Source organism: Ruegeria sp. CDSC021 (assembly GCF_059610845.1).
The window spans coordinates 551,350-577,732 of sequence record NZ_JBXWOK010000001.1 but is presented as its reverse complement, the minus strand read 5'-3'; the positions used below and the strand labels follow the sequence as shown (position 1 = coordinate 577,732).

28 protein-coding genes are annotated in these 26,383 nt (G+C 55.4%); 14 read left to right on the top strand and 14 right to left on the bottom strand.

From position 1 onward, the window contains the following. The first annotated feature begins 29 nt into the window (after positions 1-29). From AC2FGB_RS02885 to AC2FGB_RS02865, 5 genes are read left to right on the top strand one after another with little or no spacing between them, the layout of a single operon-like run. Complete coding sequence (locus AC2FGB_RS02885) at positions 30-638, top strand: LysE family translocator (protein ID WP_271947094.1); 609 nt, start codon at positions 30-32, stop codon at positions 636-638. Beyond that, positions 635-1,171 carry a GNAT family N-acetyltransferase gene (locus AC2FGB_RS02880; RefSeq protein ID WP_142633834.1) on the top strand — a complete coding sequence of 179 codons (537 nt, stop codon included), beginning with the start codon at positions 635-637 and terminating at the stop codon, positions 1,169-1,171. The genes AC2FGB_RS02885 and AC2FGB_RS02880 overlap by 4 nt, the downstream gene beginning before the upstream one ends. A 37-nt stretch (positions 1,172-1,208) precedes the next feature. Continuing rightward, the gene (obgE, locus tag AC2FGB_RS02875) at positions 1,209-2,243 is read left to right on the top strand and encodes a GTPase ObgE (RefSeq protein ID WP_496691244.1); all 1,035 of its coding nucleotides are present in this window, start codon (positions 1,209-1,211) and stop codon (positions 2,241-2,243) included. Then, on the top strand, positions 2,231-3,337 hold the full coding sequence (gene proB, locus AC2FGB_RS02870) for a glutamate 5-kinase (RefSeq protein WP_496688083.1): 1,107 nt from the start codon (positions 2,231-2,233) through the stop codon (positions 3,335-3,337). Before obgE ends, proB begins: the two co-directional genes overlap by 13 nt. Before the next feature lie 25 nt (positions 3,338-3,362). Beyond that, the gene (locus AC2FGB_RS02865; RefSeq protein WP_496693174.1) at positions 3,363-4,625 is read left to right on the top strand and encodes a glutamate-5-semialdehyde dehydrogenase; all 1,263 of its coding nucleotides are present in this window, start codon (positions 3,363-3,365) and stop codon (positions 4,623-4,625) included. Here the strand turns inward: AC2FGB_RS02865 and AC2FGB_RS02860 are convergent. Next, entirely contained in the window at positions 4,622-5,218 is a 597-nt protein-coding gene (locus AC2FGB_RS02860; RefSeq protein ID WP_496693173.1) for a histidine phosphotransferase family protein, read from the bottom strand. The genes AC2FGB_RS02865 and AC2FGB_RS02860 overlap by 4 nt on opposite strands. 42 nt (positions 5,219-5,260) lie before the next feature. Between AC2FGB_RS02860 and AC2FGB_RS02855 the strand changes: the two genes are divergently transcribed. From AC2FGB_RS02855 to tsf, 5 genes are all read left to right on the top strand, one after another. After that, a complete protein-coding gene (locus AC2FGB_RS02855) occupies positions 5,261-5,443 on the top strand; it encodes a DUF3553 domain-containing protein (protein ID WP_008756567.1) in 183 nt (60 codons plus the stop codon). Positions 5,444-5,540: 97 nt separating this feature from the next. Continuing rightward, positions 5,541-6,296 carry an L-ornithine N(alpha)-acyltransferase gene (gene olsB / locus AC2FGB_RS02850; protein ID WP_142633823.1) on the top strand — a complete coding sequence of 252 codons (756 nt, stop codon included), beginning with the start codon at positions 5,541-5,543 and terminating at the stop codon, positions 6,294-6,296. A gap of 4 nt (positions 6,297-6,300) precedes the next feature. Beyond that, positions 6,301-7,137, top strand: a complete 837-nt coding sequence (gene olsA / locus AC2FGB_RS02845; protein ID WP_496693332.1) for a lyso-ornithine lipid O-acyltransferase — start codon at positions 6,301-6,303, stop codon at positions 7,135-7,137. 167 nt (positions 7,138-7,304) lie between these two features. After that, the gene (gene rpsB / locus AC2FGB_RS02840) at positions 7,305-8,096 is read left to right on the top strand and encodes a 30S ribosomal protein S2 (protein ID WP_142633821.1); all 792 of its coding nucleotides are present in this window, start codon (positions 7,305-7,307) and stop codon (positions 8,094-8,096) included. 77 nt (positions 8,097-8,173) lie between these two features. Then, complete coding sequence (gene tsf, locus AC2FGB_RS02835) at positions 8,174-9,049, top strand: translation elongation factor Ts (protein WP_142633819.1); 876 nt, start codon at positions 8,174-8,176, stop codon at positions 9,047-9,049. A 394-nt stretch (positions 9,050-9,443) separates the two neighbouring features. Here tsf and AC2FGB_RS02830 read toward each other — a convergent pair whose 3' ends face one another. From AC2FGB_RS02830 to AC2FGB_RS02820, 3 genes are all read right to left on the bottom strand, one after another. Next, entirely contained in the window at positions 9,444-10,199 is a 756-nt protein-coding gene (locus AC2FGB_RS02830) for a LuxR family transcriptional regulator (RefSeq protein ID WP_142633818.1), read from the bottom strand. Positions 10,200-10,204: 5 nt separating this feature from the next. Further along, positions 10,205-10,645 (bottom strand): type II 3-dehydroquinate dehydratase, encoded by a 441-nt coding sequence (gene aroQ / locus AC2FGB_RS02825; protein WP_496693172.1) that lies wholly within the window; start codon positions 10,643-10,645, stop codon positions 10,205-10,207. A 100-nt stretch (positions 10,646-10,745) separates the two neighbouring features. Next, on the bottom strand, positions 10,746-11,741 hold the full coding sequence (locus AC2FGB_RS02820) for an NADPH:quinone oxidoreductase family protein (RefSeq protein ID WP_496693171.1): 996 nt from the start codon (positions 11,739-11,741) through the stop codon (positions 10,746-10,748). Between the two features lie 151 nt (positions 11,742-11,892). On the opposite strand from AC2FGB_RS02820, the gene AC2FGB_RS02815 reads away from it, so the two are divergent. Together AC2FGB_RS02815 and AC2FGB_RS02810 are read left to right on the top strand one after the other, a co-directional pair. Next, a complete protein-coding gene (locus AC2FGB_RS02815) occupies positions 11,893-12,711 on the top strand; it encodes an SDR family NAD(P)-dependent oxidoreductase (protein ID WP_142633812.1) in 819 nt (272 codons plus the stop codon). Between the two features lie 25 nt (positions 12,712-12,736). Continuing rightward, positions 12,737-13,762 carry a phosphotransferase family protein gene (locus AC2FGB_RS02810; RefSeq protein WP_496693170.1) on the top strand — a complete coding sequence of 342 codons (1,026 nt, stop codon included), beginning with the start codon at positions 12,737-12,739 and terminating at the stop codon, positions 13,760-13,762. A 6-nt stretch (positions 13,763-13,768) separates the two neighbouring features. On the opposite strand, the gene AC2FGB_RS02805 is transcribed toward AC2FGB_RS02810, so the two are convergent. Then, positions 13,769-14,380 (bottom strand): 2-hydroxychromene-2-carboxylate isomerase, encoded by a 612-nt coding sequence (locus tag AC2FGB_RS02805; protein ID WP_496693169.1) that lies wholly within the window; start codon positions 14,378-14,380, stop codon positions 13,769-13,771. Positions 14,381-14,561: 181 nt separating this feature from the next. Between AC2FGB_RS02805 and AC2FGB_RS02800 the strand changes: the two genes are divergently transcribed. After that, positions 14,562-15,779 (top strand): serine hydrolase domain-containing protein, encoded by a 1,218-nt coding sequence (locus AC2FGB_RS02800; RefSeq protein WP_496693168.1) that lies wholly within the window; start codon positions 14,562-14,564, stop codon positions 15,777-15,779. A gap of 49 nt (positions 15,780-15,828) precedes the next feature. After that, positions 15,829-16,698 carry an acyl-CoA thioesterase gene (locus tag AC2FGB_RS02795; protein WP_496693167.1) on the top strand — a complete coding sequence of 290 codons (870 nt, stop codon included), beginning with the start codon at positions 15,829-15,831 and terminating at the stop codon, positions 16,696-16,698. On the opposite strand, the gene AC2FGB_RS02790 is transcribed toward AC2FGB_RS02795, so the two are convergent. The 9 genes from AC2FGB_RS02790 to AC2FGB_RS02750 form a co-directional block, all read right to left on the bottom strand. Continuing rightward, entirely contained in the window at positions 16,695-17,462 is a 768-nt protein-coding gene (locus AC2FGB_RS02790; protein ID WP_496693166.1) for an SDR family oxidoreductase, read from the bottom strand. The genes AC2FGB_RS02795 and AC2FGB_RS02790 overlap by 4 nt on opposite strands. A gap of 121 nt (positions 17,463-17,583) precedes the next feature. Then, positions 17,584-18,813 carry an acyl-CoA dehydrogenase gene (locus AC2FGB_RS02785; protein ID WP_271947124.1) on the bottom strand — a complete coding sequence of 410 codons (1,230 nt, stop codon included), beginning with the start codon at positions 18,811-18,813 and terminating at the stop codon, positions 17,584-17,586. Positions 18,814-18,934: 121 nt separating this feature from the next. Then, positions 18,935-19,624, bottom strand: a complete 690-nt coding sequence (gene phoB, locus AC2FGB_RS02780; RefSeq protein WP_142633798.1) for a phosphate regulon transcriptional regulator PhoB — start codon at positions 19,622-19,624, stop codon at positions 18,935-18,937. Positions 19,625-19,635: 11 nt separating this feature from the next. Further along, complete coding sequence (phoU, locus tag AC2FGB_RS02775; protein WP_271947126.1) at positions 19,636-20,337, bottom strand: phosphate signaling complex protein PhoU; 702 nt, start codon at positions 20,335-20,337, stop codon at positions 19,636-19,638. Between the two features lie 16 nt (positions 20,338-20,353). Beyond that, the gene (gene pstB, locus AC2FGB_RS02770) at positions 20,354-21,151 is read right to left on the bottom strand and encodes a phosphate ABC transporter ATP-binding protein PstB (protein WP_142633794.1); all 798 of its coding nucleotides are present in this window, start codon (positions 21,149-21,151) and stop codon (positions 20,354-20,356) included. A 12-nt stretch (positions 21,152-21,163) separates the two neighbouring features. Beyond that, complete coding sequence (gene pstA, locus AC2FGB_RS02765) at positions 21,164-22,525, bottom strand: phosphate ABC transporter permease PstA (RefSeq protein WP_496693165.1); 1,362 nt, start codon at positions 22,523-22,525, stop codon at positions 21,164-21,166. Beyond that, entirely contained in the window at positions 22,522-23,994 is a 1,473-nt protein-coding gene (pstC, locus tag AC2FGB_RS02760; protein WP_496693164.1) for a phosphate ABC transporter permease subunit PstC, read from the bottom strand. The genes pstA and pstC overlap by 4 nt, the downstream gene beginning before the upstream one ends. A 78-nt stretch (positions 23,995-24,072) precedes the next feature. Continuing rightward, positions 24,073-25,113 carry a substrate-binding domain-containing protein gene (locus tag AC2FGB_RS02755; RefSeq protein ID WP_142633790.1) on the bottom strand — a complete coding sequence of 347 codons (1,041 nt, stop codon included), beginning with the start codon at positions 25,111-25,113 and terminating at the stop codon, positions 24,073-24,075. Between the two features lie 195 nt (positions 25,114-25,308). Further along, complete coding sequence (locus tag AC2FGB_RS02750; protein ID WP_142633788.1) at positions 25,309-26,355, bottom strand: sensor histidine kinase; 1,047 nt, start codon at positions 26,353-26,355, stop codon at positions 25,309-25,311. Between the last annotated feature and the right edge of the window lie 28 nt (positions 26,356-26,383).

Here is a 26,383-nt window from a genome sequence, read left to right as displayed (position 1 = left end):
TTTTAACGCAGGTTCGATCAAACAGTCCGATGACAGTCGCAACCACCAGTTTCCTGATCTTTGCCGCCAGTCAGGTCGGCACGCCGGGACCGGCCAATATGGTCCTGCTAGGAACCGGTGCGCGTTACGGGTTTCGGGCAGCGCTGCCTTTTGTGGGCGGCGTCATTCTGGGCAAGCAGCTAATCATCTGGCCGGTGGGCTTTGGGTTGCTGCAATTGGCGGATCAGGCGCCGGCGGTGTTTGCTGTTCTGAAATACGCCTCGGCGGCCTATATCATGTGGCTGGCCTGGAAGATCGCCAACACGCGGCTGTCCCGGCAAGAGGCTGATGGCGCAGCGCCAGGGTTTCTGGCTGGATTAATTGTTCATCCGCTCAATCCCAAGGCCTGGGCCATGATCGTTGCGGGGTTCACGGGGTTTGTCGCCATCGGAACACCAACTTTTGAGGCAACGCTCGCAATCGCGGCTTGTTTGTTGATTTGTCAAGTGATTCTTCACCCAATCTGGACATTTGCCGGGGATAGAATTGCCCACGCGGTTGAAGGTCGGCCGATGGAAAAATATCTGATGTGGACGTTAGCAGGTCTCACTGTTGCGTCTGTACTTTTTGTGTTGTTCGGAGGAGGAACGCACCTATGAAACTTGAGACGATCATAAACCAGCCGGTCATAGAAACCGAGCGGTTCGATCTGCGCCCTCTGCGCCGGTCGGATCTGGGTCTCATCGAACATTATGCCGGAGATGAGCGGGTTGCGCGTATGACGACAAGGATTGCGCACCCTTTGCCGCCCGGCGCGGTTGAGGCCTTTGTGACCCGGTCCATGGCCGAAGACCGCAGCGAGGATGTCTGGGCGATGGACGCGACCAAGGATGGCGGTCCGGAGCTGATAGGCCTGATCTCGCTGGAACGCCTGGATCGCAACCAATCCGAGGTCGGCTATTGGGTGGCTCCTGTCTATTGGAACACCGGGATCGCATCTCTGGCGGTCGAAGCACTGGTTGTCGCCAATCCGCTTGAAAACACGTCGATGTTCGCCAGCGTATTTCAGGACAATCCAGCCTCAGCCAGGGTGCTGACGCATTGTGGTTTCGAATACCTGGGTGATGCCGAAATCTATTCAGTGGCGCGTGATGCGAACGTGCCCACTTGGACATACAGTAAAAAACTCTGACTTGTGGCCGGTGGGGCCTTTGCAGTAGGGGACAGTCATGAAATTTCTCGATCTTGCAAAGGTCTACATCCGGTCCGGGGCCGGCGGTGGCGGCTGCGTCAGTTTTCGGCGCGAAAAGTACATTGAATACGGCGGTCCCGATGGCGGCGACGGCGGTAAAGGTGGCTCTGTCTGGGTCGAAGTTGTGGATGGGTTGAATACCCTGATCGACTTTCGCTACCAGCAGCATTTCTTTGCCAAGAACGGTCAGCCTGGCCGAGGGCAGCAGCGCACCGGAAAAGATGGTGATGACATCATTCTGCGCGTCCCGGTCGGCACTGAGATCCTGGACGAAGACGAAGAAACGGTCATCTGCGATCTGACAGAGGTGGGCCAAAGGGTCCTACTGGCCAAGGGCGGCAATGGCGGTTTTGGCAACCTGCACTTCAAATCGGCCACTAACCAAGCTCCTCGTCGGGCAAATCCGGGTCAGGCAGGTATCGACCGCACGATCTGGCTGCGCCTGAAACTGATTGCCGATGTCGGCCTGTTGGGGATGCCTAATGCCGGCAAATCGACCTTTCTTGCTGCGACATCGAACGCACGCCCCAAAATTGCCGATTACCCCTTTACCACCTTGCACCCCAATTTGGGCGTGGTGGGTGTCGACAATGTGGAATTCGTGGTGGCCGACATCCCCGGTCTGATCGAGGGCGCACATGAAGGACGCGGGATCGGAGACCGCTTTCTGGGCCATGTCGAACGCTGCGCGGTATTGCTGCATTTAGTTGATGGCACCTCGGAAAGTGTGGCCGAAGACTATCGCACGATCATTCACGAGCTTGAAGCCTATGGTGGTGAGTTGGCCGATAAGCCTCGCATCACCGTCTTGAACAAGGTCGACGCCCTGGATGACGAGGAACGCGAACTGGCCAAGACCGAGCTTGAAGAGGCCGTCGGAGGCTCCGTAATGGCAATGTCTGGTGTGGCACATCTGGGTGTAACCGACGTCCTGCGGGCTTTGCGCGGTCGGATAGACGATGACCGCGTGCGCCAGAAACCCGCCGAGGAGGAACTGCCTTGGCAACCCTGACCGCAGCCAAACGCCTCGTGGTCAAGATCGGATCCGCCTTGCTGGTGGATCGGAACACAGGGTTGCTGCGATCTGATTGGTTACATTCGCTTGCTCAGGACGTCGCATGGCTAAAGGGGCAGGGGACCGACGTCATTCTGGTCTCATCGGGGTCAATCGCATTGGGGCGTGGCGTTTTGGGTCTGCCCCTGGCCACGCTTCCGTTGGAACAGTCTCAAGCCGCCGCCGCTGTCGGGCAAATCCGGCTGGCCCGCGCCTATGAAGAAGCGCTGACGCCTCACAACATTACCACTGCACAAGTGCTCGTCACGCTGGAGGATAGCGCGGATCGTCGCCGCTATCTGAATTCACGCGCCACCTTGGAAACGCTGCTGGGGCTTGGAGTCGTTCCGATTGTCAACGAAAACGATACAGTGGCAACGGATGAGATACGATATGGCGACAATGATCGTCTGGCCGCTCAGATCGCCGTCACAGTTGGTGCGGATCAGCTGATCCTGCTGTCAGATGTTGATGGGTTCTATTCGGCCAATCCAAATGAGGATGCCTCGGCCAGGCGGTATGACGTCATCGAAGACATCACGCCCGAGATTGAGGCGATGGCGGGTGATGCCGGTTCCGGCCTATCAAAGGGCGGGATGAAGACCAAACTGTTGGCGGGAAAAATGGCCACGGCTGCTGGTTGCGACATGGCGATCACCGAAGGTTCCCCTCTGAACCCGTTGAAAACGCTTGAAAACGGCGCGAACTGTACATGGTTCATCGCGACTGTTGACCCGCATGCCGCACGCAAACGCTGGATTTCAGCGATGAAACCCCGGGGTGAGATCGTTGTAGACGCGGGGGCCGCGCGGGCGCTGAGCAATGGCAAAAGCCTGTTGCCAGCAGGAATAGTCGAAGTGTCCGGAGATTTCGGGCGCGGTGATCCTGTTTCGATCATGGACCCACAGGCGCGACGGCTTGCGCAGGGGCTCAGCCGCTATACCGCGCAAGAAGCAGACGCTATCAAGGGGCGCAAATCGACCGAGATCGAAGCCACTCTAGGCTATCCTGGCCGCGCGGTGTTGATCCACCGCGATGATCTGGCTGTTTGACAACACTGACTGAAAGGCACCTGAGATGAAGGATTTCGACAGCATCCCCGACCTGATGACCGATCTTGGGAAACGCGCCAAGGCCGCCGCTGCCGAGCTGGCATTTGCAAGCGCCGAGCGTAAACACGCAGCCCTGATTGGGGCCGCCGAGGCTGTTTGGGCCAATCGTGAAAAGATCATTGCGGCCAATAAGAAAGATATGGAATTTGGGCGCGACAAAGGGTTGAGCCCGGCGATGATGGATCGCCTGATGCTGGATGAGGCCCGCATTCAGGGCATGGTCGACGGGCTGCGCGCCGTTGCAGAGCAGGCCGATCCTGTTGGTGAGGTTCTGACCGAATGGGACATGCCCTCGGGCCTGAACATTCAGCGCGTGCGCACGCCTCTGGGCGTGATCGGCGTGATCTATGAGAGCCGCCCGAATGTCACGGCGGATGCGGGGGCGTTGTGCCTGAAATCCGGGAACGCGGTCATCCTGCGCGGTGGGTCAGAAGGCTTTCATTCCTCGTCAGCCATCCATGCCTGTTTGGTTCAGGGCTTGAAATCGGCGAACCTGCCCGAGGATGCCGTTCAGCTTATCCCAACCCGCGACCGGGCGGCGGTTCAGGAACTGCTGACCATGACCGATTATGTCGACGTAATCGTTCCCCGTGGGGGCAAAGGTCTGGTCGGGCTAGTCCAGCGCGAGGCCCGGGTCCCGGTATTTGCCCATCTGGAAGGCATTGTGCATATCTATATCGACAAGGCCGCTGATCCGCAAAAGACGCTCGAGGTGGTTTTAAACGCCAAAACCCGTCGTACCGGAATCTGCGGTGCTGCCGAATGTCTGCTGATCCATCGGGATATCGCTGAAACGCTGGGACGGGATGTCATATCGGCGCTGTTGGCCGCAGGTGTCGAAGTACACGCCGAAGGTACTTTGGCCGTTGATGGCACTATCGCGGCCACTTCTGATGACTGGGGCAAAGAGTTTCTGGATAGTATCATCGCGGCCAAGCCGGTGGCTGATATCGACGCCGCCATTGCGCATATCCGCAGGTTTGGGTCGAACCACACCGATTGCATCATGACCGAGGATCCCGCTGCAGCCGCCCGGTTCTTTGAACGGCTTGATAGCGCGATCCTGATGCATAACGCCTCAACCCAATTCGCCGATGGCGGTGAGTTTGGCATGGGGGCCGAGATTGGCATCGCCACCGGAAAGATGCACGCGCGCGGCCCCGTAGGGGCGGCTCAACTGACCAGTTTTCAGTATCTGGTGCGCGGTTCAGGGACTGTTCGGTCTTAGAACCGGATTTCGACGCGGGTTGAGGCCGTATCGGTCGCGACCCGCCGTCCCATCGACGATGCGGATTCAGGCAGCAGCGCAAATTGAACCTGCGCCGGGGTGACCTTGTTGGTAAACCGTCCACTGGGCAGGTTCTTCCATAGCTCGGCTTCCAGCTTCAATTTGTCCGCGGTCCCTGTCACAGACCAGTTCTTCCCGTCGTTTACGATCGTTACATCCCCGCCAAATGGCATCGCGCTTTCGCAGCACATCAACGCCAGAAAGGCCAGTTTCACCTGATTACGCGGTACCGCTTCGGTCAGGTTCCAGTTGACGCGAACACGACCTGCGCGTTCGACATCATTCAACAGCTCTAAAACCTCGGCCCGCCCAAGGGGATGATGGCTGGCCGACCCAAAAGCGACCCTGAAAAAGCGGATGCGTGCGCCGGCGCTGCCGACACTTCCCGCGATCAGTTCCATCTCGGGGCCTTGCACCGCGCCAACCATTTCAAGCAGCTCCAAGCCGTTGGTGATCGCCCCGATCGGGCTGATCAGATCGTGGCAGATCCGCGAGCCGATCAGTTCGGCCAGGTTGACGTCCAAGTCGCTCATGCGTACCTCCTGCTGTATCTGCCGCCGGACCGGAGCCCCTTGATGACAGACCTGAATGCCATTCTTGCACCGGGCATGTATGTCCGCCACCCCGATTTCCCCGATTGGGGCGTTGGACAGGTACAATCCAACATCGCAGGTAAGATCACCGTAAACTTCCGCGAGCAGGGAAAAGTGGTAATCGACGGGACACGCATCGCCCTGATGCCGGTCTTTGATCCGTGAAACTGGTTTAAGAAAGGTTAACGTTTGATCGAAGCGCTCTATGTTGCCATTCCCCTGAAACCTGCGGTATCAGCGCGGAAACAACACGGAACCTCTGATGCCGGACGCAGGCCCTTCTTTCACCGTCAAACTCGCCGAAAATGACACCGAATTGCGGGCTGCACAGCGGTTACGCTATGATGTGTTCATACGTGAACTGGGCGGCGGTGGGGAAATGGTCGACCACGATGCCGGGTTGGAGCGCGACAGGTTCGATCCCTATTTCGATCATATGTTGGCTATTGACGATCAATCTGGAAAAGTTGTTGGCGTTTACAGGCTGTTACCAGGTGATCGTGCTTCTGAAATCGGACAGTTCTATTCCGAAGATGAATACGATCTTTCCATCTTGAAACAAGGCGGACGCAAGCTGTTGGAGTTGGGACGTTCATGTCTACATCCCGATTATCGCGGCGGCACTGCAATGTATCACCTGTGGAACGGGTTGGCCGCCTATGTCGCCGAGCGCGAGATCGAGGTCTTGTTTGGCGTCGCCAGTTTCCACGGCACCGATCCTCAAGCTCTGGCTCAGCCTTTGTCCATGTTACATCACAATCACCTTGCGCCTCCGGACCTTCGGGTTCGGGCTCAGCCCAAAGTGTTCCAGCCCATGGATATGCTGGATAGCGATAAACTGGATCGGCGCGCAGCGATGGTGCAGGTTCCAGCACTGATAAAAGCATACCTGCGTCTCGGCGGGTTTGTGGGCGAGGGTGCCTTTATCGACCATATGTTCAATACCACCGATGTTTGCCTTATCCTCGACACGGCGCGGATGAATGAGCGACAACGGCGCATCTATGGCGGAGCGTAACGTGATGAGTGACGCCTCTTGGCACAGTGAAGACGCACCTGACCCAATCAATCTGGGGGTCTGCGGATGGCTATTGGTCTTCCTTCGGGGTTTACCACTTGCTGTATTTGTATTCAGCGGGCTGATTGTCCTGCTGATCCTTCGCATGATCGAGCGCCCGCTCTATGGGGTTCACCGTCCGGTCACGCCCTTCATCACGCAGTTCGTATGCCGTAATGCGTTCCGGATTCTCGGGATTAGCTACCGTACAACCGGCGAGCTTATGACCCAGCGTGGTGCGGTTGTTGCGAACCATTCCTCGTGGCTTGATATTTTTGCGCTGAATGCCCGTAAAAGAATCTATTTTGTCTCGAAGGCCGAGGTAGCCAAATGGCCCGGTATAGGCTGGCTGGCGCGAGCGACAGGTACGGTTTTCATCGAGCGCGACCGCAAGAAGGCACGCGAACAGACACTTCTGTTTCAGGAGCGCCTGACAGCCGGTCACAAGCTGCTGTTTTTTCCAGAGGGCACGTCGACCGACGGTTTGCGGATTTTACCATTTAAAACAACACTTTTTGCGGCATTCTTCACCGAAGATCTACGCGATTTCATGTATGTTCAACCGGTGTCGGTCGTTTACCATGCACCTAAGGGTGAGCCTGACCGGTTTTATGGCTGGTGGGGTGACATGGATTTTGCGCCGCATCTGTTAAAGACTTTGGGAGCGCGTCGCCAAGGTGGCGTAGAGCTAATTTATCATTCGCCAGCCAAGGTCAGCGACTTTGAGAACCGAAAAGCCCTGGCCGCCTATTGCGAAGATACCGTGCGTCAGGCGCACAGCCATGCGCGGCTTGAAAAATAGGGCGATTGGCCCTTGCACTGCCTGAAAACCTGCCGTATACGCGCGCCATTCAAACCCGCAGGCGGGGTTTGGGCTTTATAGGGGAGACATCCTTATCTGGCCCGCCGGTTGGAGCATCCGCTTCTTTCACCCCCGCCGAGGCGTAAACCGGAAAAAGGAAATAAAGCATGGCTCTTCCCGAGTTCTCCATGCGTCAGCTGTTGGAAGCTGGCGTTCACTTTGGTCACCAGACACAGCGTTGGAATCCCCGCATGGGCCCGTTCATCTACGGCTCGCGCAATGGCATCCACATCATGGACCTGACCCAGACCGTTCCTATGCTGGACCAGGCTCTGCAGGCTGTTCGTGACACTGTTGCCAAGGGCGGCCGCATTCTGTTCGTAGGCACCAAGCGTCAGGCCGCAGGCCCAATCGCCGAAGCAGCTGAAAAGTCAGCCCAGTACTACATGAACCACCGCTGGCTGGGCGGCACCCTGACCAACTGGAAAACCGTTTCCCAGTCGATCAACCGTCTGAACCAGATTGACGAAGCCATGGAATCGGGCGCCGAAGGCCTGACCAAGAAAGAGCGTCTGGGCATGGAACGTGACCAGGGCAAACTGCAGGCTTCGTTGGGCGGTATCCGCGAAATGGGCGGCGTCCCGGATCTGCTGTTCGTCATCGACGTCAAAAAAGAAGCACTGGCCATCGCCGAAGCCAACAAGCTGGGTATCCCGGTCGTGGCAGTTGTCGACACCAACTGCTCGCCCGATGGTGTCGATTACATCATCCCTGGCAACGATGACGCAGCCCGCGCGATCTCGCTGTACTGCGATCTGGCAGCACGTGCCGCTCTGGACGGCATGACCGCTCAGATGGGTGCAGCAGGCGTTGATCTTGGCGCATTCGAAGAAGCACCGGTTGAAGAAGTCGTTGCGGAAGAAGCACCCGCAGCAGCAGAAACACCTGCCGAAGCGTAAGCTGCCCGTCACGTAAATGACATCTGGGGCAGGGTATGACCTGCCCCAATTCCGTTTGAATTGAGGAGAGCCAAAAGATGGCAATCACAGCAGCAATGGTAAAAGAACTGCGCGACACCACTGGCGCAGGCATGATGGACGCGAAAAAAGCGCTGACCGAAACCGGCGGCAACATGGACGAAGCCGTTGATTGGCTGCGCACCAAAGGCTTGGCCAAAGCGGCCAAGAAATCGGGTCGTACCGCGGCGGAAGGTCTAGTTGCCGTTCACGTAAACGGCAACAATGGTGTTGCAGTTGAAGTGAACTCGGAAACCGACTTCGTCGGGAAAAACGCCGAATTCCAGGAAATGGTTGGTAAGATCGCATATGCCGCAGAAGGCGTCGACAATGTCGAAGCTCTGCTGGCAGCTGATCTGGGTGGCAAAACCGTTGCGGAAACGCTGACCGACAAGATCGCCACCATCGGTGAAAACATGTCGGTGCGCCGTATGTCCAAACTGTCGGGCGACACTGTTGTATCTTACGTCCATAACGCAGCCACCAACGGCATGGGCAAGATCGGCGTTCTGGTCGCTCTGACCGGCGGTGACGAAGCCATCGGCAAGCAGATTGCGATGCATATCGCGGCTGTGAACCCGGCAGCTCTGTCCGAGGCAGACATGGACCCGGCGATCGTCGAGAAAGAAAAGCAGGTCCAGATGGACATCGCGCGCGAATCCGGCAAGCCGGAGCAGGTCATCGAAAAGATGATCGTTGGTCGCATGAAGAAGTTCGTCGCTGAATCGACCCTGTTGAACCAGCAGTTCGTTGTAAACCCTGACCTGACCGTTGAGGCCGCTGCCAAAGAAGCAGGCGCGACCGTCACCGGATTCGTGCGTCTGGAAGTTGGCGAAGGCATCGTTGTCGAAAAAGAAGACTTTGCCGCTGAAGTTGCAAAAGCAGTTCAGGGCTAAGCATCACAGGCCCTGAACAGGGCCTGTATCAATCTGAGAAACCGGGTACGCCATGCGTATCCGGTTTTTCTTTGCCCTTAGTGTAGAAATGATGCCAAGAAACGAAAAAGGACGCCGAAAGCGTCCACAAGTTAAACCTGGTTTAAATGAGGGGCCCCGCAAAGATGGGGATGGACGAGGCCCCCCAAAATTCCGACAAAGAGACGCGGACAAATAGGCGCCCTATTGTCAGAGCGATCGGAGAGCTTTGTTATTGCAAAGATCCGACCAAATGTTCCCAGGCTAAAGCCACCACTCACGGAACAATACCACTTTGCAACTTTAGAGTTAGATTCGGAAAGTCATGTTTTCCTTACCCTAGGTAAATTGACGCATATTCGCGTCACCCCCTGAGTCAAACCCCAACGATGAACATCTGATTTTGAAGAGATGCTTTCAAAACTGCCTGCGCCGTTGTCTCGACTACGAGGGCCTCGCGCGCCAGACGCAGATGCTTTTCGACAGTGGCCGAAGTCAGCCCCATCAGAATCGCAATGTCCTGAGTTGTTTTGCCGTCGCCGACCCACTCAAGCGCCTCACGCTGACGTTTTGTCAGGGCGCGATTTGGTGCGTTATAGGGCAGGGTGAGGATTTTCAGATGAGCAACGTTGTTCATCAGAAGAATATCCTGGCCAAATTCCTCCCAGACAGCGTCCACATCGTCTTGTGTACGCGATCCATGCGCTGAAAGCGAAATTGCCCCTTTCGACCGAACCGAAACCGAGTCGAAACTGACCGTATAGCCGGCGACGACACCTTTGGTTTTGTTGAACTCGATGACGTCTCGCTCTTTTGCGGTCAGGGTGCCATCAGTCATCAGATCCTGGGCGATCCTCCAGCTTGCGGCCCCTTCATTATGCAAAGCCCATTTCAGCATCGGAGCATGGAAATACAACCCGCCTCCCAGAAACCCATCCAGGTAATCTTTGCTGTGATTGGTCAGGATTACAAAATCCTCGGGATCCCCCAGCGACGTTTCGGTGCGATATCGCGTATATCCGTACAGCAAACGATCGAACCCATATTCTGCCATTTGCCGGCAATGGGCATCCCAGAGCTCTTCCAGGGTTTTGGTATAGCTGAGGAAATTCAGATACTCAGAAAGCTTCATAGCGATCATTCACCCTGTAAATGGGACCGCAACGCATCCAGCGCCAGCACATATCCCTGCGGACCCAATCCGCAAATCATGCCTACTGCCACACGTGAGATATAGGATCGGTGTCGAAACTCCTCACGCGCGTGGATATTGGACAAATGAACCTCGATGACCGGCAGCTCAACCGATGCGATTGCGTCCATCAGGGCAATCGAGCTGTGCGTATAAGCACCTGCGTTCAAAACAATGCCGTCCTGCACGCCTTTGGCGGCATGAATGGCATCAATCAACGCGCCTTCGTGGTTAGATTGGAAATGAATCACTTCCATCCCGATAGACTTACCGTGTTCGAGGCACACATCCTCGACCATTTGCAGCGTTGTGCTTCCGTAAACCTCGGGCTGTCGCGTGCCCAGCAGATTGAGGTTCGGACCATTCAGAATAAGAGCTTTATGCATTGTTATACTGTCCCCATAACAAGGTTCTTAAACGTGAACAGGTAGAGATGTCCACCGAACCTGGATCATGCGTCAGAACCGCGGCCATTAGGACACGAGGCTATGCCATGGTCACGACAATCTTCCCAAGGGCCTTTCGGCTGGCCAAAAGCTCTAGCGCTTCTTGCGCTTGGTCCAGAGGGAACTGCGCGCTGATCTGTGGTTTGATCTGACCTTTGGCATATAACCCGAACAAATCTTTCATGTTTTTGCCATGTCCCTTCGGGTCGCGAAACACCGAGGCGCCCCAGAAAACACCGACAATCTGACAACCCTTAAGCAGAGGGAGGTTCAATGGTATCTGAGGGATTCCGGCTGGGAAACCGACGACCAGGAACCGCCCCTTCCACCCCAAGCTGCGCAGCGCTGGCTCTGAATAGGCACCGCCAACGGCATCGTAGACGACATCAACGCCCTGACTACCGGCTAAGGCCTTGATGCCCGATCCAAAGGCCTTTTGCGCCTGTTTGTCCATGTCGCGCGCGTAAATGATCGTTTCGTCCGCCCCGATCTGACGACAGAAATCTGCTTTGTCTTGCGATGAGACTGCCGCAATAACCCGAGCCCCCATGGCATTGGCTAGCTCAATCGCAGCCGTACCAACTCCGCCTGCTGCACCCAGAATCAGGACCGTTTCCCCTTGTTGCAGCGCAGCGCGGTCCTTCAGGGCGTGATATGAGGTGCCATAGGTGAAGATAAAGCTCGCCGCGTCCTCAAATGGCATTGAGCTCGGGAATTTAACAGCTGTCGCCGCTTTGACCGCCAGATGTGTGGCAAAACCTCCGTGTCCGGTCAGGGCCAGCACACGGTCGCCAACGTTAAAGCCCGAAACACCTTCGCCTAGCCCGATAACCTCGCCAGCGATTTCACCTCCGGGGGCAAACGGTCTTGGTGGCTTTATCTGATACAGGTCGCGTATCATCAGTGTATCCGGGAAATTAACGCCTGCGGCCCGCACGCGAACAAGCAATTCGCCCTTGCCCGGCGACGGATCGGGCAGGGTGGTCAGTTCCAATGTCTCCGGCCCGCCCGGAGCGACGCTGAGTAAGGCTTGCATGTTTACGCTAATGTCCCTGTTATTCGGTAAGGAAGAACTTTTGGCCTACTGTTCTGAGTTGTCAAGAAACCACCCGGCACAACCGGGTTAGGCGTTACCCTTGACCGACAAATGAGACAGTTTGCCAAAATCAAAAACCGAGGAGCAGGTCATGACCCCCGAAACTCTTTTCTCATTGCAGGGCAAAACCGCTCTGGTCACGGGTGGGGCCACCGGAATTGGCCGAATGGCGGCCGAGGCGCTGGTCCGGGCGGGGGCACGTGTACTGTTGGCGTCTCGTAAAGGCGACGCGTGCGAGGCGGTCGCGGCCGAATTGAACGCACTGGATGCCACAGGAACCGCCGAAGGGTTTGCCGGTGATGTCGGATCAAAAGAGGGTGTCGACAATCTGGTGGCCGAAGTGCTCAAGCGCACGGACCGGCTGGATATCCTCATGAACAATGCCGGTGTTTCCTGGGGCGCACCGATGGGTCAGTTTCCCTACGAAGCCTGGGAAAAAGTCATGTCGATCAATGTGACAGGAATCTTCGAACTGACCCAAAAACTGTTGCCGATTCTGATGTCTTCCGGGACTGCCGAAGATCCATCCCGCATCGTCAATGTTGGATCGGTTATGGGCGAAGTTCCTATGGGCGACGGTGCGTATAGCTACTCTGCCTCAAAGGCGGCTGTGCTGCATCTGACCAAAATCATGGCCAAAGAACTTGCTCCGCATCACATCACCGTCAATGCGCTGGCGCCTGGACCCTTTGTCTCTCGGATGACGGCCTTTGCCACATCTGACGAAGGGACGCGCAAAAAAGTCGGCAAATCCGTACCCTTGGGTCGCGTTGGACGTGACGAGGATATCGCAGGCTGTATGCTGTTCCTGTGCGGCCTTGGCGGCAGCTATGTCACAGGCGCGGTGATCCCGGTTTCGGGCGGGATCAATGTTGTCACCGCCGGCAACATCTTTGCTGAAGCACTCTGAAGCATCGGCCAAAGGGAGCCACAAAATGGACAGCGCAATTCTGGATCTGAAACGCGTCGATGCCTATCTCGGCACGCATCTCAAAGGGTATCGGGGTCCGTTGGAGGCGAAAAAATTCGAGGTTGGCCAATCAAACCCAACTTTTGAGTTAAAAACGCCTGAGAATTCCTATGTCCTGCGCCGCAAGCCGCCGGGAGTGTTGCTGAAATCCGCCCATGCCGTTGACCGCGAGTTCAGGGTTCAAAGTGCTCTGGCCGAAAGCGATGTGCCGGTGCCAAAAATGTTGCTGCTTTGCGAGGATGATGACGTCATCGGGTCGGCGTTTTATGTGATGGAGCATCTCGACGGCAGGACGTTTCTTGAACCCACAATGCTTGGCGAAAGAACCGAAACCCGCACGGCAATTATCGACGAGATGAACCGCGTTCTGGCGGCGCTGCATAAGGTCGATATCGATTCGGTTGGCCTGTCCGACTATGGCCCGCCGGGAAGCTATTTTGAGCGTCAGATCGGGCGGTGGACGAAACAATTTCGGGCGTCCGAAACCACTCAGATTCCGGATATGGATGCCTTGATCGAGGCTTTGACCAACGCAACCCCCAAGGATGATGGTCAGAGAACGCTGGTTCACGGCGATTACCGCATCGACAATCTGATGTTCGAAAAGCAGGGCACACGCTGTCTGGGCGTACTGGATTGGGAATTGTCGACAATCGGGCATCCCTTTGCCGATCTCGCAGCCATTATCATGCAATGGCAGATGCCACCTGGAAAAGAGGGGCGGGGTCTGTCTGGCATAGACCGGTCCTCGCTCGGCCTGCCATCCGATCAGGCTTTCATTGATCAATACTGCGAGCGCCGCGACCTTCCTGGAATTGATAACTTTGGTTTCTATCTGGCGTTCAATTTCTTCCGAATGGCCGCGATCTTGCAGGGTGTTTATAAGCGGGCGCTTGACGGAAACGCCTCTGATCCGAAAAGAGCTCAGATTTTTGGTAGTTACGTTCCTAAGTTTGCACAACGAGGGCTGACTGCATTGGGCCGAGGGTGAAACCACCTAGGGCGTATGAAATCTCGACAATTCAAGCTCAAGGTTGGCCAGGCTGTTTTTGCCAAAGAACATCTCAGTATCAACAAACATGCTGGGGACACCGAAAACACCTCGCTTGACCATAGCCTTGGTTTGGTTTTTCAGGTTTTGCTTTACGTTCAGATTGATCATGGCCTCGCGCAGTTTTCGTATAGGCAAGCCGTTATCCTGAAGAATGTCGCAAAGGACACCCAGATCATCCGCTTTTTGGCCGTGCACCCAAATAGCATCAAATATGGACGCTATATATCTGTTTTCCCATGATTTACCGGATGCTAACAAAGCCCCGCGCATGGCGAATTTGGTGTTCATCGGGAAATGTGGGCTCATATGAAAGCTCAACCCACGGTGACGCGCAAAGCGATGGAGATCGCGGGTCAAATAGGCCGTCTTCTGCCGGTTCTCTGAAAAAGCCTTAAACGGGCTTTGGTTATTGGTGGCTTTGAAAACAGTGGCCAGCAGAACCGGAACATATGTAACACCGACTTCGTGCTTTGCGGCGATATCAGATATCATCTTCTGCGCGAGGAAGGCGTTCGGACTGCAAAAATCATAAACAAATTCTATATGTTGCGGCATATTTCTCCTCCATCAGGCGAGAGTCGAACCGGACACGAATCTATCTGCGACCACATTAGCAGGCAAAACCCTTTTGGCGTACAGGGACATCGTTGGATTGAGGTGATTTAGCTGTCCTTTTTCCGCTTAACCCCGCAATATCCGGGAAAGATACGTTAATTTCTCAAAGTTGAGCACACAGATGAAGTTCGAACAAGCCCGGCTAGATCGTATTTGCGATTGGATGCAATCCTATGTGGATGATCGCAAATATGCCGGAAGCTCATTCTTGATGATGCATCAGGGCAGGGAGGTTCTGTTTCATTCCTGCGGGCTTAGAAGCGTTGAGAACAATCTGCCATTCGAGCGGGATACCCTCGTTCGCATCTATTCGATGACCAAGCCGATAACCACTGCGGCCCTGATGATCCTTGTCGAACGCGGTGAGGTTCACCTCGGCGCTCAAGTGTCTGAATATATATCTGATTTCACCGCAACACAGGCGCTGGTCCCCGGCGCCTCAAGGTTGGATCAGACCGAACCTGCACCTGCACCAACGCTTCATCAGCTGCTGACCCATACAAGTGGCCTAAGCTATCCTTTCAACCCCGGCATCCTGGCTGCGGCAATGGACGAACTTGATCTTGTTTTTGGCCCTAAAGAAGGGTCTTTGGCCGAAAGAGTATCTTTGCTGTCCACTTTACCTTTCGCCTTTCAGCCGGGAACGCGATGGGAATATTCGGTGGGGATAGACGTTATTGGTCGCGTGATAGAAGTTATTTCTGGCCAATCTCTGGAGCAATTCCTTGCGGAAGAGATTTTCAAACCTCTTGGCATGTCCCAGACCGGGTTCGGGGTTCCGGCGGGAGCAGGGGATCGGTTTGCCTCGCTCTATACGCCTTTGGCGGGCAATGCGATGGCGCTAAACGAAGCCCGTACGGGTGAGCAGACATTGCGTCTGGTCGACAATGCCGAAGCATCGCCCTTTGAATCGGCAACAATGTACTCTGGGGGCGGAGGGTTGGTTTCAACCATTGATGACTTTGCTAGATTTTCAGAGATGCTCCGAAATCGCGGAAGGTTCGGTGATCAACAGATTCTTGCACCAAAAACTGTAGAATTCATGCTTCACAACCACTTACCCGGCGATATTGCCTCGATGGGACCGCAGAGTTTTGCGGAACAACCCATGGAGGGCATGGGCTTTGGCCTTGGTGGCGCTGTCGTCATTAACCCCGGCAGAACCTGTGTTCCGGGCAGCATGGGGGATTTCAGCTGGGGTGGTATGGCATCGACCTTCTTTTGGGTTGATCGTCAGAACGAATTTACAGCGATCTTTTTTACCCAACTGTCACCATCCAGCTCTTATCCCTCCCGCGCAGAATTGAAGGCGCTCACCCTCGGGTCAATCATTGAATGACATTCGGCGCGCTGATACCCATTCGCCAAGATTAATCGGAGTACCGCATATGACCGAAGCAGAGAAAGTTCTTCTGGATCTTCTGGACGTTGAAAGACTGGAAGTGGACCTGTTTCGGGGAACAGGGTCGGGCGGCGAAACACCTATGCGAATTTTCGGCGGTCAGGTCATCGCACAAGCACTAGCCGCCGCATATCGCACCGTCGACAACCGCCTGTGTCATTCCCTGCACGCCTATTTCATCCGCCCGGGCGACCCAAGCATTCCCGTAATATATCAAGTTGATAGGGCCCGTGACGGAGGTTCGTTCACGACGCGCCGTGTGGTTGCAATTCAGCATGGTAAGCAGATTTTAAACATGTCCGCCTCATTCCACATTCAGGACGAAGGTTGGGATCATCAGCACGACATGCCTGAGATGGAAACGCCCGAATCCTACCCATCGCGATCAGAGCTCAAGAAGAAATATCTGGACAAAGTACCGCCCAGCTTTCGCGGAGAACTAACACGCGAGCGCCCGATCGAAGTCCGCGAGGTCGGCCATCTGGATCCTTTCAACCCAGAGAAATCGGATGACCGCAACCAGATCTGGTTCCGGATGGGGGCCGCGGCCAATGCCGATGCGGTCACGCAGCATCTGTTGCTGGCCTATGCTTCAGATATGTATCTCATGAGCTCGGGAATGCGCCCGCACGGCCTAAGCTGGTTTACTGGTCAGGTGAACGGCGCCAGCCTGGACCATGCGATTTGGTTTCACGCGCCGCTCAAGTTCGAGAATTGGCATCTGTATTCCATGGATTCGCCATGGGGCGGGCGAGGGCGCAACTTCAACCGTGGATCAATCTATTCCGAAGATGGCGTTCTGGTCGCATCAGTCGCCCAGGAAGGCCTGATGAGGCGCCCTCAGAACAAAAGTTAAGTTTCTTCGATAAACTTTTGATTTAACTTCTGCATTCCTGAAATCCACCTGTCATAATCTCCGGATTTATGGCGAATGTAGTCCAGAACCTGTGGATGAGGCAGTACCAGAAATTGCTCAGAAGATATTGCCTCTACGCAAGCCTCGGCAACTTCTTCAGGTTCCAACAATCCGTCAATCGAAGCCACGGAAGTTTCGTGCCCGCGCGTCATATCGGACCGTACGGCCTGTGGGCAAAGTACCGAGACCCGCAAACCTTTATGCCCGTATGTAAGCGACAACCATTCAGCAAACCCAACTGCTGCGTGCTTTGTGACGCCGTATGGCGCGGCACCTGGCTGGTTCAGCAATCCCGCAGCAGACGCCGTGGTCATGATGTAGCCTTCGCCACGCTCCAGCATTCTGGGCACCAAATGCCGCGCGGTCCAAACATGGGACATCACGTTGATTTTCCAGATACGATCCCAGTCTTCATCCGGAACCTCCAAACCACCAATCGTCAATATCCCGGCATTTGCACAATACAGATCGATAGGGCCGACCGAGCTTTCTACAGCTTCGATCAACTCGGCTGTATTAGCCTCAAGCGAAACATCACAATGGAATGAATGGCCGCCAATCTCTTTTGCGACAGCGTCTGCGCCGGTTTTGTTGATATCAGCGCAGACAACCGTGGCACCTTCACGAGCAAATCGCTGTGCCAAACCTTTTCCGATGCCATCAGCGGCACCGGTCACAACAACGATCTTTCCGTTCAATTCCATTCGATCCTCATGATGTGGTAGGTGTCAGGAACAGATCGTAAGGTATTGTGAGGATTTGAAAAGTTTCCCAAGCGCATTGGCATTAATTTAACATAATACCAATTACACGAATTCTGGAAACTTAGTAAAACGCCTGCAATCCCGTCTGTGCACGCCCCAGGATCAACGCGTGAACATCATGCGTCCCCTCGTAGGTGTTGACCGTTTCTAGGTTCACCATATGTCGGATGACCTGAAACTCTAGCGAAATGCCGTTGCCGCCGTGCATGTCACGCGCATGACGTGAAATATCCAGGGCTTTGCCGCAATTGTTGCGCTTAATGATCGAAATCATCTCGGGCGCGGCTTCGGCCTTGTCCATCAGTCGCCCGACACGCAGGCTTGCCTGAAGACCCAGAGCAATTTCTGTCTGCATATCCGCCAATTTGCGCTGGAAAAGCTGCGTCTGCGCCAATGGCTTGTCAAATTGTTTCCGGTCCAACCCATATTGGCGTGCCGCATGCCAACAGCTTTCGGCAGCGCCCATAACACCCCAGCTGATTCCGTAGCGTGCGCGGTTCAGACATCCAAACGGGCCTTTCAGGCCCTGAACATGAGGCAGCAAAGCATCCTCGGTGACTTCGACACCCTCCAGCACAATTTCACCGGTGATCGAGGCGCGTAGGCTCAGCTTGTTCTGGATTTTCGGCGCGCTCAGACCTTTGAGGCCTTTTTCAAGGACAAAACCACGGATCTTTCCGTCATGTGCATCAGATTTGGCCCAAACAACAAACACATCCGCAATCGGGGCGTTCGATATCCACATCTTGCTGCCAGATAGACGATATCCACCGTCGATCTTTTCCGCACGCGTTTTCATACCTGCCGGATCAGAGCCCGCATCAGGTTCGGTCAGACCAAAACATCCGATCCATTCGCCGCTGGCCAGTTTCGGAAGGTATTTCCGGCGCTGCTCCTCGCTGCCATAGGCATAGATCGGATACATCACCAACGAGCTTTGTACAGACATCATCGAGCGATAGCCCGAATCCACGCGTTCCACTTCTCGGGCGACAAGGCCGTAAGAGACATATCCGCCCCCTAGCCCGCCGTATTCTTCCGGGATCGTAGTGCCCAGCAGACCCATTTCACCCATTTCACGAAAAATCTCGGGGTCAGTTTCTTCGTTCTGAAATGCTTCTGTCACCCGCGGCTGAAGCTTTTCCTGCGCATAGGCTTGCGCACTGGCCGCAATCATACGTTCGTCTTCGTCTAGCTGGTCTGACAGGCGGAACGGATCATCCCAGGCGAACTGGCCCATGTCAGGCACATCTTTGGCGCGTAATGTCGGCTTGGTGTCAGGGGCATTCATGGTGCGTCTCCGCTTTGTCAGCTTCGCGGCAAACTAACCCGTCGGCTCACCAAAAAACAGTAAGAGTTTCGCATCCACCCTTGAGTAAAACTCATAGCTTGCAGCCACCTGCCCCACGCGTTCAACCCAGCGCGTATCCCGCACCACGAACAGTGCGAACCGGATCATCTCCACCATACTGCGTTAGTGCTTTGCGTAAGCGGCCGATATGAACGTCGACCGTTCGTGTATCGACATAAATATCCCGCCCCCAGACGCGATCCAATAGCTGTTCTCGGCTCCAGACGCGGCCCGGCTTTTCCATGAATGTGCTCAGCAAGCGAAATTCGGTTGGGCCAAGCTTTAGTGGTTTGCTGTCGCGGCTGACCTTATGAGTTTCAGAATCCAAAACGATGTCTGCGAATTCCAGCCTAATTCCTACAGTCGCAGGCCGGACACGCCGCAACTGGGTGCGTACCCGGGCCATAAGCTCGACAATCGAATAGGGTTTGACCACATAGTCATCAGCCCCGGTTTCCAGACCTCGCACTTTGTCGATTTCTTCCGACCGGGCCGACAGCATGATAATTGGGATCGACCGCGTGTCGGAGCGGGTTTTCAGCCGGCGGCAAACCTCGATCCCGCTGAGATTGGGCATCATCCAGTCCAGTACGATAATGTCCGGACTGTCTTCATCGACCAGCAACATGGCCTCTTCACCATTGGCTGCTTTGGATACGCGAAAACCTTCTGCCTCGAGATTATAGGCCAGGACTTCGCGCTGAGCCGGCTCATCCTCGACAACCAGAACGGTCGGTTGATCAGCGGACATTCTCAAATCTCCTAGACGGATTGCGATGTAAAATCGGCTTTGGGACGCGCTTCTGTCGGGCGCTCTCCGGTCACCAGATAAACGACCTGCTCGGCAATCGCCGTCACATGATCGCCCATACGTTCTATATTCTTGGCGATGAAATGCAGGTGCATACAGGATGAGATGTTGCGTGGGTCTTCTGCCATGAAAGTCAGGAATTCTCGGAACAGACCATTATACATCTGGTCGACTTCCTCATCACGTTCGATGACATCCGCCGCCAGCTCAGCGTCGCGCTGGACATAGGCGTCCAAAGCGTCCCTGAGCATCCGTTCGACCTCACGTGCCATACGTCGCAAGGCGGCGGCACTGCCATTGATCTCACTGGTATTGACCAGGACCGTCGTGCGTTTGGCTATGTTCTTTGAATAGTCGCCGATACGTTCCAGGTTGGCGGAAACCTTCAATACCGATAGGACCAGACGAAGATCGCTTGCTGTTGGCGCACGCAGCGCGATCAAACGCGCCGTTTCTTCGTTGATCAGCTCTTCCAACGCATCAATGGCCTTGTCGCCCTGACGCACCTCTTGCGCGAGTTCGACATCGCGCGACTCAAGCGACCGTGCCGCGCTCATGATTGCGGCTTCGACGAGGCCGCCCATTTTCATGATATGCGCCTGAATGGCTTCCAGATCCCGGTCGAAGGCGGATGCGATATGTTGTTCTGTCATCTCTGAATACCTATGTTCAGCCGATACGGCCGGTGATGTAGCTTTCGGTGCGGGGATCTTCGGGGTTGGTGAAAATCTGTCCGGTTTCACCAAACTCGACAAGGTTGCCCAAATGGAAAAACGCGGTCTTCTGGCTGACGCGAGCGGCCTGCTGCATCGAGTGGGTAACGATCACCACCGAGTATCGCGACCGCAATTCGTCGATCAGTTCCTCTACCTGCGCAGTCGCAATCGGATCAAGGGCCGAGCACGGCTCGTCCATCAGCAGAACCTCAGGTTCCGTAGCCACCGCACGGGCGATGCACAGGCGCTGTTGCTGACCGCCGGACAGGCCGGTTCCGGGGGCATCCAGACGGTCTTTGACCTCATCCCAGATGGCGCCGCGGCGCAGTGATTTCTCGACAATCTCGTCCAGTTCAGCCTTGTTTCTGGCCAGTCCGTGGATACGCGGGCCGTAGGCCACATTGTCATAGATTGACTTGGGAAATGGGTTCGGTTTTTGAAACACCATACCGACCTTGGCACGCAGCTGAACCGGGTCGACGCGTTTGTCATAGATATCTTCGCCATCCAGCAGGATATCGCCCTCGACACGGCAGATGTCGATCGTGTCGTTCATCCGGTTCAGGCAGCGCAGGAAGGTGGATTTTCCGCAACCCGAGGGGCCGATAAAGGCGGTGACGGTCTTGTCTTCGATCCTGACGTCGACGTCTTTGATGGCGTGATTTTCACCGTAATAAACCTGAACCTTGTTCGCGGCGATCTTGATGTCTTTGGCGTCCACGGTTCTCTCCACTCGTGTCATATCGTTCATAATTGACCCCATTTACCAGCGGCGTTCAAAGCGGCGGCGCAGGATGACTGCGATTGCATTCATTGTTACCAGGAAAAGCAGAAGGATAATGATGCCCCCCCATGCGCGTTCGTAAAAGGCCGGGTCGGCGCGCTTGGACCATTCGTAAATCTGTGCTGGCATGGCCGAGTTCGGAGACAGAAAACCGTCCACTATTCCATCCGGCGGGTTCGAGGCGATAAAGCCCACCATCCCGATCAGCAGCAACGGCGCAGTTTCACCAAGCGCCTGCGCCAGGCCAATAATAGTACCCGTCAGGATGCCAGGTGCGGCCAGTGGCAACACATGATGAAACACTGCCTGCATTTTCGAGGCCCCTACCCCCAGCGCGGCGTCCCGGATCGACGGCGGCACCGCCTTTAGCGACGCGCGGGTCGAAATGATGATCGTCGGCAGCGTCATCAGCGTCAGAACCAGACCACCCACCAGCGGGGCCGAGGTCGGCAGGTGCATATAGTTGATGAACACGGCCAGGCCCAGAATACCGAACACAATCGAAGGAACTGCCGCGAGGTTCGAGATATTCACCTCGATAATATCGGTAAACCGGTTCTGCGGCGCGAATTCTTCCAGATAGATTGAGGCCGCAACCCCGATCGGCAGCGCCAGCACCAACACAACCAGCATCATGAACAGTGAGCCCAGCATGGATACTCCGATCCCGGCAGCCTCGGGCCGCTGATCGGAGGCGTCCGCCCCGAAGATAAAGTCAGGGTTGAACGCCTTGTACAGCACACCAGCAGCACGCAACTGATCCACGAAGTCCAGCTGTGCGACCGAGATGCTCTTGTCATTCGCGATGGACTGGCGTGTCACACGGCCCTTCAGATAGCCATCAACGCGGCTGTTCACCAAAAAACGGAAGCTGACCGACTTTCCGATCTCATCCGGGTTCGAGATGACGTAATTACGAAGGTCCGCCTGTGCGGATTTGGAAAGGATTTGCCCCATCTCTTTGGGCGACAGATCGGACTGGATGCCCAGTTTCTGCACCTCAACCTCCAGTGCGGAGGCGATCAAAGGCGCGTATCCGAAGGTCGAAACCTTGCTGATATCCGCGATGTCACGGTTGCCCTTTTTGTCGAGCTTGTCTTCCTTCAGCTCAACCGTCAGCTCAAGAAAGCTTTGCTGAAAGGCGCCGGTACCGGAGGTGACGATATTGGTCACCAACACAATCAACATCACAAGACCGATACCAATGGCCGCGATACCGTACAATTTGAACCGGGTTTCGGCCGCATTGCGACGCTTGGTTTGTGTGTCCTGATTGAACAGCGAAGCCCCTTTGTGTTTAGCGGCAGGTGCTGCGTCTTGTTTTTGGGACATGTCAGTCATTCATACTGCTCCCGGTATTTGCGCACGAAATAGAGGGCGAAGATGTTCAGCCCCAGCGTGATGATGAACAGGGTCAGACCCAGGGCAAAGGCCACAAGAGTCTCCGGGCTTGCGAAATCAGTATCCCCGGTCAGCTGGCTGACGATCCTAGTGGTGATTGTTGTCATGGCTTCGAACGGGTTTCCCGAGAATTTGGCAATCGCACCGGCGGCCATCACGACAATCATCGTCTCACCGATTGCGCGGCTTGCGGCCAACAAGATTGCCCCTACGATCCCGGGCAAAGCTGCCGGCAGGACGACTTGCCTGACAGTTTCGGAATGCGTTGCGCCTAAGCCTAGCGATCCGTCTCGCATTGACTGGGGCACCGCGTTGATGATGTCGTCAGATAGTGACGACACGAATGGGATGAGCATGATGCCCATGACCAGACCCGCCGTGAGTACAGCGTTCGAACTGGCCATCCAACCAACGCCCAAAGCACCCCCCTGCCCGAACACAGATACCAGTGCCGGACCGACCGTCAGCAGCGCGAAAAGACCGTAAACGATGGTTGGGATACCGGCGAGGATTTCCAGCAAAGGCTTGGCCACAGACCTTGCCACGCTCGAGGCATATTCGGAAAGATAGATCGCAGCGTACAGCCCAATCGGAACCGCAACCAGCAACGCGATCAGAGAAATATACAAAGTCCCCCACAGCAGTGGGAGGATCGACAGTTCACTTCCGCCCCGGAAGTTCGGGGCCCAGGTGCTGCCAAAGAAAAAGTCTTTCCACGAATGAAGTTCAAAGAAATTCATTGTTTCAAAAAACATGGACAGGACGATGCCGACTGTGGTCAGAACTGCGATCGAAGCGGCCAGCAGCAGCAGCGCCAGAATGCCTTGTTCGACAACATTTCGGGCGCGAAATTCTTTATGAGTGCGGATATAGGCAAATGAGGCCCCGATCAGCGTCACAACCAAAACCGCGATCTGCATCGCAATGTTTCCGCTTGCGCTCATCGAGCGATATTTCTGCGCCGCCAGCAGAATGGGTGCGGTTACCTCTTGCGTAATGATCTGGCCAGCCTCTTTCAGTCGCGCGGTCACATCGGCAAAATCCTCATGCGCGCTGCGGGCAAAGTCTTCGGTCATGGTGCCTGCGGCAACCGCGCCGTCCAGGCCGTTGGCGACCCGGCGCACTTCGCTCATCAGCAAGCCGCGGGTCGACCCCTCGGGGATTGCCGAGTCCGGCAGCAACCCAGAGGCAGAATTGCTAACGATCAAGGGCTGCACCAGCAACCAGGTGACCAACAAAACGAACCCCGGTATCAGAGCCGTCAGTGCGACGTTATAGCCGTAATAGGATGGAAGAGAGTGCAGATTGCGCAGGTTTCCGTCCGCGCTGGCCATCGCGCGGGACCGGCCCGCAAAATAGCCAAGAACAGCAATCGCCAGCAAAATGAGCAGCAGCCAGGTTAGTGCCATGAGAACTCCGTCAAGCGGCAGGAGTGGATTTAAGAAAACCGGGGCGTAGACACCGCCCCGGTTCAGTCGTGTGAAAGCTTAGGAACCGCCGCCCAAAGTGGTTTCGCTGGCTACGATTTCCTGAACCTTGACCAGCTCTGGGTCTGATACGAGACCGTATGCAGCCAGAGGGCCATCGGGGCCTGCAACCTCGTCAGCGACGAAGAACTCTGCATATTCTTTCAGCCCGGGGATAACGCCGATATGCGCTTTTTTCACATAGAAAAACAGCGGGCGCGATACCGGGTATTCGCCAGTTGCGATGGATTCGGTCGAAGGCACGATGCCTGCCATGGTCGCAACCTGCAGTTTGTCGGTGTTGTTTTCGTAGAACGCCAGACCAAAGACGCCGATGCCGTCTTTGTTGCTGTCGATACGCGCCAGGGTCTCGGTATAGTCACCGTCGATGTCGACCGAAACGCCATCCGTACGCAGAGCGATACAGGCTTTTTCAGCGGCTTTCTTGTCGTCGCCATTTGCGGCTTTGTAGACATCAAAGTCACCCAGATGCTCACAACCGGCCAGGATCACCTTGTCTTCGAACACTTCACGCGTGCCGTGCTTGGTGCCGGGGATGAAGGCTGCAATCGGCTGCGCCGGGAATGCTGGGTTCACGTCGGCCCAGGTCTTGTTGGGATTGTCGACCAGCTGGCCATCAACTACGATCTGAGCGGACAGCGCTTTGTACCAATCTTCCGGCGTGAACTCGAACGAGTTGCCGTTGATGTCGGATGCGAAAACGATGCCGTCATAGCCGATCTGAACTTCGATGATGTCGGTGACGCCGTTTTCGGCGCAGGCTTTGATCTCTTTTTCACGGATCTGGCGCGAAGCGTTCGCTACGTCGATGGTGTTTTCGCCAACACCTTCACAGAACCGCTTGAGGCCGGCCGAAGATCCGCCCGATTCAACAACCGGGGTCTGGAAGTCAAAGTTTTCGCCAAAGGCTTCTGCAACGATCGAAGCATAGGGCAGAACGGTGGAAGAACCAGCAACCTGAACTTGATCACGCGCGGTGGCCGCAGTGGCCGAAACAGCAGCGATAGCCAGAACCGAAGCCGACAGTTTTACAAAGGACATTTCAGTCTCCTTGAGAAATATGTTTCTGGATCATCCTCATGATGATCTTGGCCGAACCTCTAAAAGTCGTGCGTAAGTCTTTTGTGACAAGTGTGTAACGGTTTCATGACATGTTTGGATTTTCAGCCGATACGCCACAGAACATATGCTGTGAAAGAAACAAAACAGATCCGACAACTGGCTTGATCCAAGCGATCAGCGCGGCAAAATCACTGTAAAAACAGTGCCTTTTCCAAGATCGCTTTCCACCCGCAATCTGCCGCGATGGCGGTTTAGAATATGTTTTACAATCGCCAGGCCCAACCCGGTTCCACCCAGTTGCCGTGACCTATGACTGTCCGCGCGATAGAATCGTTCGGTCAAACGCGATACATGCTTCGGGTCGATTCCAGGTCCCCTATCCACGATCTGAACGCGAACACCGGGACCACGCATAGCAGTATCGTGATCCGAAGATTTGACGCGAACTTCTACCCGACCACCGCTGCCGCCGTATTTAATTCCGTTCTCGATCAGGTTGGTAAATACTTGGAGCAACTGGTCGCTGTCGCCAACTAGCATTATTTTGTCTTCGGGCGCATCCAGGCTCAGCACTACATCCGCGTCATCTGCCAATGGGCGCAGAGAATTGAGGGTCGATTTAAGAAGTGCCGTCAGCTCAAGTTGTTCTTTCGGGCGAACCCGCTCTTCGCTTTCGACGCGGTTCAAAGACAGAAGATCGCCGACAAGCCGGTTCATGCGATTTGCCTCGTCGTTCATGATCTGAAGAAAACGATCCCGGGCGGCCTCGTCATCTCGGGCCGGACCGCGCAAGGTTTCAATAAAGCCCATTAATGCCGTCAGCGGGGTCCGCAATTCATGGCTGACATTCGCGACGAAATCACGTCGCATCTGATTTGCTTGCTCAACATGCGTAACGTCCTGAAATACAGCAAGCAACGCACCGCCGGATACTGCACCGACCCCATTCATATACCGGCACTGAACTTCGAATGTTGTATCCTGGGCACCGTCATTGGACAGGTGCCGAGTGTTGGACGTTCCCTTCGTGCGCAGGCTTTGTTCAATCGCTTCGATAACCTGCGGCTGTCTGAGGATGGTCGCGAAATGCCGCTGCAGGATATTCTGGCCCAACAACGTCTTTGCTTCGGTATTGACCGCAATAATCCGTTCCGTCTGGTCAACCATCAGCGCGGGCATCGGGATGGCGGTTACAATTTCTTCAAGTTGGTCGTTGGTCATAAAGGGGCAGTTCTCTTAGCAACGCAGT